The 1,467-nt window shown below is 26.2% G+C and carries 1 protein-coding gene and 1 pseudogene; both read right to left on the bottom strand.

The window, feature by feature from the left end:
* Window positions 1–109: 109 nt before the first annotated feature.
* Entirely contained in the window at window positions 110–292 is a 183-nt protein-coding gene (locus tag OC705_RS02515; protein ID WP_304512584.1) for a hypothetical protein, read from the bottom strand.
* Between the two features lie 576 nt (window positions 293–868).
* Window positions 869–1,361: pseudogene (locus OC705_RS02510) on the bottom strand (endonuclease).
* Between the last annotated feature and the right edge of the window lie 106 nt (window positions 1,362–1,467).

Below are 1,467 nucleotides of genomic sequence, written 5' to 3'. Positions count from 1 at the left end.
ATTTATCACATTCTTCTTTATTTTTGAGGAAAATATATTTTTATTATTAAAAAACCAAACAAAATAACAAAACTAAACCTCATATAAAGCATCTTTTTGAAAAAAACAATTAACTTAAATTTTTCTGATACCATTGGTATTGCCATTTTGGAATTTTTTTATTATGATTGCCATTGATTATTGCTCCGATTTTTTTAATAATATGGTTTTGTTGGTGTTCGATGTTATTGAAATCAGTTGTGTTTAAAATTAATTTAATGCCGAGGTTGTTTCGTTTAAAAAAATTCTTCATAACCTTTGGCTACTTTTTGGAAATATGAGACGGGGTTGGATTCAATAACATCGATTTGACGGTGAGGTTAAGTTTGTTTGCGATGTAATTCTATTTCAGGAGTTGTTTTTAAATAGATAGTCAATGGCGGGTTGAATAAAAACATTTCCTTAAAAGATTAAAAACTTGATAATTGGTGTTATTTTGATACGGATAAACATGGTAAGTAAAGTTAGAACCCAACCAACGATCGATCAAAATAATTGCGTTTGTTTTTAACAAAGGTATAAGAATTTCTTCTTTGGTTTGGACCATATTGGAAAAACTTAATAAATAACGAGTTGGGTTGATTAAATGTTTTCAAGTTAAAAAGATTTTACGGATTTTTGGTCCAATAAATAGAACTACCTAACTCTCTTGTAACACAATGACCTTTTGGTTTTGAGTTTGGAGTTTTTTTCTTTAATTTTTCGGATTAAGGTAATTTTGCTACTTTCATCTAAACCTTCTAAAAATATTAATTTAATTTTATTGCTCCTTATTTGAAAAAATTTGGGATAAAAAAAGACCTTCTTAAAGAAGAAGGTCTTAAATCTATTAAGATTTAAATTTACTTAATTTTTTTAAATAAATTTTTTGGGATAATTCTTGTTTTGATTTTTTTAATAATTCTAAATACTTTTTGCCATCTTTCATTATTTTTTTACAAATTCATTATCCTGATATATGCGGATAACATGGTAATGAGTATCGTTAAAATAAATTAAGAAATAAGCCAATTTGGCTTGAGAACAATACAATTGGCATTGAACTTGGGCCCAATAGTTGTTAGGTGATACTTGTTTATTTGAAAAAAATGTAAAAATAGTATCAGGGAATTTTAGGTTAGTTATTTTTTCAAAATAATTACGTGTAATGGTTTCGGTTTTGTTACCGTGTTCAATGAACTTATTACTGGTGGAAGACGCTATAAAAAGTTTATCGTTTACCAATTTTGTTAAAGGCTTCGAAAATGGTTGTTACCCATGATGCTACCTATTTCTGAAGCATTAATATATTTTTTGGTGATGTTGGAACTATGTTTTGGCACGTTAGGTTAAGTTGATTTTCATAATTAATTACGCTTTCTTAAAAATTTTTTAAATAATAATTAAAGATATTTTTCTAAAAAATAAATAAAACCAAAAATGTACTAA

Source organism: Candidatus Phytoplasma fabacearum (genome assembly GCF_030586805.1).
GTDB classification, from domain to species: Bacteria; Bacillota_I; Bacilli_A; order Acholeplasmatales; family Acholeplasmataceae; genus Phytoplasma; species Phytoplasma fabacearum.
The sequence above is the reverse complement of the archived record's forward strand: the minus strand, read 5'-3'. Positions and strand labels throughout refer to the sequence as shown.